General features: G+C 71.3%; 6 protein-coding genes. All 6 read left to right on the forward strand.

Annotation, left to right across the window (positions count from 1 at the left end; translation table 11 throughout):
- A partial coding sequence (locus AC6LJ5_RS29995; protein WP_498142418.1) for a DNA repair protein occupies positions 1 to 631 on the forward strand: 631 nt, incomplete at its 5' end.
- 18 nt (positions 632 to 649) lie between these two features.
- Positions 650 to 1153, forward strand: coding sequence for a YbjN domain-containing protein (locus AC6LJ5_RS30000; protein WP_103275592.1), 504 nt, complete (start codon positions 650 to 652; stop codon positions 1151 to 1153).
- Between the two features lie 248 nt (positions 1154 to 1401).
- Complete coding sequence (locus tag AC6LJ5_RS30005; RefSeq protein WP_498142419.1) at positions 1402 to 2112, forward strand: peptidylprolyl isomerase; 711 nt, start codon at positions 1402 to 1404, stop codon at positions 2110 to 2112.
- A 13-nt stretch (positions 2113 to 2125) separates the two neighbouring features.
- Positions 2126 to 2539 carry an MbcA/ParS/Xre antitoxin family protein gene (locus AC6LJ5_RS30010; RefSeq protein WP_233772517.1) on the forward strand — a complete coding sequence of 138 codons (414 nt, stop codon included), beginning with the start codon at positions 2126 to 2128 and terminating at the stop codon, positions 2537 to 2539.
- The gene (locus AC6LJ5_RS30015; protein ID WP_498142420.1) at positions 2536 to 3024 is read left to right on the forward strand and encodes an RES family NAD+ phosphorylase; all 489 of its coding nucleotides are present in this window, start codon (positions 2536 to 2538) and stop codon (positions 3022 to 3024) included. The genes AC6LJ5_RS30010 and AC6LJ5_RS30015 overlap by 4 nt, the downstream gene beginning before the upstream one ends.
- 77 nt (positions 3025 to 3101) lie before the next feature.
- The gene (pdxK, locus tag AC6LJ5_RS30020; RefSeq protein WP_498142421.1) at positions 3102 to 3962 is read left to right on the forward strand and encodes a pyridoxine/pyridoxal/pyridoxamine kinase; all 861 of its coding nucleotides are present in this window, start codon (positions 3102 to 3104) and stop codon (positions 3960 to 3962) included.
- Positions 3963 to 3991 lie beyond the last annotated feature (29 nt).

The raw sequence follows: 3991 nt of genomic DNA on the forward strand, positions 1-3991 counted from the left end.
GGCCATGGCGGCGCTGTGCGCCGCGGGCCTGACGCTGGGCGGCGCCGCGCAAGCCGAAAGCATGGAAGAGAAGCTGCGCGCGCAGCTGCGCAGCACCACGCAGCAGCTGCAGCAGATGCAGAGCGAGCAGGCCCAGGTCAACGCCGCCAAGGCGGCGGCCGAGGCGCAGCGCGACGCGGCGCAGAAGGAGTTGGAAGCCTTGCGCGGTCAGCTTGCCCGCGCCCAGGGCCAGGCCGAGAAGCTGTCGCAGCAGCAGAGCGCCGTGCTGGAAAGCGCCCAGTCGCAGATCGCCGCCAGCAACGCCCAGCTGGGCAAGTTCAAGGGCGCCTACGACGAGCTGCTGGTCCTGGCGCGCACCAAGGAAAGCGAGCGCGCCAAGCTGGCCGGCGCGCTGGCCCAGCGCGACGAGCAGGTCAAGAGCTGCGTGGCCAAGAACCGCGAGATGTACCAGGCCGGCAAGGACATCCTGAATGCCTACGAGCGCGTCAGCACGGGCGACATGATGGCCATGCGCCAGCCCTTCGCCCGCAGTGCGCGCGTGAAGTTCGAGGAACAGGCGCAGGAGTACGGCGACAAGCTGTACGACGCGCAGGTCCCGGCCTCGGCAGCGATGCAGGCCCAAACCAAATAAACCCGCAAGGAAATGACGATGACCGACTCCAACCTGATTCTCGACGTGAGCGCCGAACGCCTGCAGGAAGTGCTGCAATCGGCCGGCTACCGCGTCACCGTGTCCGAGCAGAACGGCATGGTGCAGCTGCTCAGCGCCAGCCAGGGCGTGGGCTTTGCCGCGCGCATGGGCAACCCGGCCCTGCCGGAAGGCCAGTTCCTGGACTACACGCTGAGCTGCGCGCTGCGCGTGCAGGGCGAGCTGCCGGCCGGCCTGGCCGAGCGCTGGAACGTGGAAAAGCGCTTCGCCCGGCTGACCGTGCAAGGCGCCTTCCTGGTGCTGGAACTGGACGTGATCGTGGCCGGCGGCGTGTCCGAGAATTATCTGCTCGCCACCACCGAACTGTGGGACCGCCTGCTGCAGGAATTCCTGCTGTTCCTGCGCGCCAACGCCACGCCGGGCGCCGGCGAGGAAGCCGGGCAGTCCCAGGAATCGCTGTCCGAGGCGCAGGCCGAATCCGCGGCCGAGCCGACGACGCACTAAGGCCCGCGGGGCGGCGCCCCGGGCCGGCGTCCGCGATGGCGGATCCGGTCCGTGTCCGCCGCCCGCCGCGAGCGCTTGCCAGCTTGTGAGACAGACCATGAACAGCATCCTGAAACAGCCCACGAAAGTCCGTATCGCCGCCGCCGTGCTGCTGGTCGCCGGCGCGGCCGGCGCAGTCGCGCGCGCAGCTCAAGGACAATCGCGCGGGCCTGGATCAATGGCTGCGCGCCCGGCTCGCCGAGAAGGCCTTGATCGAACAGGCGCGGGTGCAGGGGTGGCAGGACAAGCCCGAGGTCAAGCGCGCTTTCCAGGCGGCGCAGGAACAGATCCTGATGCAGAGCTACCTGGAATCCGTCAGCCGCGCGCCCGACGACTATCCGACCGAGGCCGACCTGGCCTCCGCGTATGAGCGCGCCAAGCCGCAGTTGGCCCAGCCCGCGCTGTACCGCGTCAGCCAGATCTTCCTGCCGGCCCCGCTGGGCGACGCCGAGGCCGTGGCCGCCGCGCGCAAGCAGGCGCAGGAACTGGTCAAGCGGGCCCAGGCGCCCAAGGCCGATTTCGCCGCGCTGGCGCGCGCCAATTCGCAGGATGCCAGCAGCCGCGAACAGGGCGGCGACATCGGCTTTTTGCCGCTGGCCCAGCTGACGCCGGAGATGCGCCCGGCGGTCGAGCAACTCAAGACCGGCGACGTGTCGGCCCCGGTGCAGTCCGCCGCGGGCTTTCATATCCTGAAGCTGGCGGACCTGCGTCCGGCCAGCGTGACTCCGTTCGATCAGGTCAAGGGCGAACTGCGCGCCGCGCTGCGCAGCCAGCGTCAGGAACTTGCCGCGCGCGCTTATCTGGAGGGCTTGCTGAATGCGGGAACCGTCAGTATCGATGGCGCGGCCCTCAATGCCGCCTTCGAGCAAACCGCGGCCGCCCCGGCGGCCGGCGGCGCCGTCGCGAGCGCCAAGCCCTGAGGCGCCGGAGCCTGTGCCCGCGCTGGCGCGGCGCCTGGATGACAGGCTGCTGCAGGCGCTGGGCCAGGCTGATCCGCCCGTCAGCGTCCAGAGCGCGGCGGCCCTGATTCAGGCGCTGCGCGCCACCTTTTCCGACGAGATGCGCCGATGGTTCCCGCTGGTGCCGGAAGCCGAGCCGGGCCGCGCGCGGGAGGCGGCGCGCGAGGCCAGCCTGGACCTGGCCGACCTGCGCGTGCTTTATCGCGCGCTGCGGGTCGCGTGGCTGGCCGAGCTGGTCTTCGGCGAGCGCGAGCTGGCGCACCGCTGGCTGTGCCAGCCCAAGCGTCGCCTGCACGGCCGGGTGCCGCTGCTGCTGTGCCAGTACGGCCGGTATGCGGCGATGATCGAGCAATGGCTGGTCAACATAGACGAAGGAAACGGCCCATGATCGCGCTTTGGCGCTTGAGCAACAGCCAGGACCTGCGGCCCCGCGGGAGGCCGCCAGGCCGCTGGCATGGCCCCGGCGCGCCGGTGGTGGTGCTGGACGCCAGTCCGGCCGCCGCCGTGTTCGCGCGGCTGGCCCAGGCCGAGGTGGCGCACCCGCGCGCGCTGCCGCGCCATTACTTCCTGCTGGAGGTCGTCGCGCCGGAGAGCGCGATACAGGACAGCGATGCGCCGGCCAACTGGCTCACCGACCTGCAGGCCACGCGCGCGCTGGGCAATGCCTGGCTGGCGCGCGGCGAGACCGCGCTGCTGCGCGTGCCGTCGGCGGCGGGCGGCCTGCAGTACCTGCTCAATGCCGAGCACCAGCAGCTGGCGCAATGCCAGATCGTGTCGGCGCTGGCCTATCCCTATCTGCCGCATCTGACGGGGCTGGACAGCGCCGTGCTGGATGGCGCCGGCTGGCTGGTCACGGCCCGGCCGGGAGAGTAGCCGGGGGCGGGACTAGAATAAGCGGACGCCGCCGGCTGGCGGCGATCCCCTATCCGTTCCCCCGAGGAGCTTGCAGCATGACCGCAATTTCCGCTGCCCCAACGCCAGGCGCAGCGCTGCCCGCCGCCACCGTCCAGGTGGACATCATTTCCATCCAATCCCAGGTCGTCTATGGCTGCGTCGGCAACAACGCCGCCATGCCGGTGTTCCGCAAGGCCGGCTGGCGCGCGCTGGCCGTGCCCACCGTGATCCTGAGCAACACGCCGCACTATCCGACGCTGCACGGCGGGGCCGTGCCCATGGATTGGTTCGACGGCCTGTTGCAGGGTCTGGAAGACCGGGGCGTGACGCGCGTGGCGCGGGCCGTGGTCTGCGGCTACCTGGGCCAGCCGACCCAGGCGGACGCGCTGGCGCGCTGGCTGCCGGCGCTGCGCGCCGCCCGGCCCGACATCCAGGTGCATATCGATCCGGTCATGGGCGACCGCAACGACGGGCTGTACGTGAACGAGGGCCTGGTCGCGCAATACCGCGACCTGCTGGTGCCGCATGCCGACGGCATGACGCCCAATCATTTCGAGCTGGAGCTGCTGGTCGGCCGCAAGCTGGGCTCGCTGGACGAGGTGGTCGCCGCCGCCCGCGAACTGATCGCGCGCGGCCCGCGCTGGATCGTGGCCACCAGCGCCGCGCCGGCCCAGGCCGAGCCCGGCACGCTGCGCCTGGCCGTGGTGACGCGCGATGAGGTCACGGTGGTCAGCCATTCGGAGATCGCCATTCCGCCGTCGGTGCATGGCACCGGCGACGTATTCATGGCCGCGATCACCGCCGCGCTGCTGGCCGGCCAGCCCCTGGCCGAGGCCGCGCGCGACGCGGCGCGGCAAGTCACCGAGGCGCTGGCGCGCACGCGCGAGCTGGGCTGGGAAGAGCTGGCGGTGGAATGAAAGCGTTGCGGCCCGCGCGCCTTGAAGGG

This window comes from Achromobacter sp. 1011791174, from assembly GCF_059760925.1.